The 748-nt window shown below is 46.7% G+C and carries 1 protein-coding gene; it reads right to left on the bottom strand.

All coding sequences use genetic code 11. The features are described from left to right. On the bottom strand, positions 1–748 hold a 748-nt coding region (locus tag A3750_RS16670), incomplete at both ends, for an alanine--tRNA ligase-related protein (protein ID WP_231871855.1).

Raw genomic sequence — 748 nt, 5'->3', positions numbered from 1 at the left:
AAACGTGTCATAAAGGGTAAACACCGTGTTGCCAGAAATCACCGATCCAACAAGTTCCGCCATATCTTGCTCCAACAAACGCATACCTTTATCTAACGTTTTAGCAAACTGCTGCTCTTCCTGAAGCAGTATCTTCTCTATTTGAACTTGGCCGCTCTTCAGCTCAGGGTAAGCATCGCCCATAATCCGAACCAAGCTAGCCACTAACTTATGAAAAAAAGAACCCTGCGCACCCAGCTTGTTTCCATGACGGATCGCCCGGCGAATGATCCGGCGAAGCGTATAGCCTCTACTCTCGTTCGAAGGCATGACACCATCCGCTATTAGGAAAGCACTTGAACGGATATGGTCAGCAATAACCCGGAGGGATTTTTCCTCCTTCGAGACACCTCCTAGCAACTTAGAGACATCACCCAAGAGATCATCGAACAAATCAATCTCGTAGTTACTATGAACATTCTGCATAACCGCGGCAATGCGCTCCAAGCCCATTCCGGTATCTACGGAAGGTTTAGGCAGTGGGTGCATGACACCATCAGCAGTTCGATTGAACTGCATAAAAACAAGATTCCAGATTTCTATGTATCGATCACCATCATCATTCGGGCCACCAGGAGGGTCTCCAACAACATCAGCACCGTGATCATAGAAAATTTCAGTACAAGGACCGCACGGCCCTGTATCACCCATAGACCAAAAATTATCTTTTTCTCCTAAGCGTGAAAACCGACTCTGATCAATTCCGATA

The organism is Oleiphilus sp. HI0079 (assembly GCF_001635105.1).
This window is presented reverse-complemented; position numbering and strand designations above follow the sequence as displayed.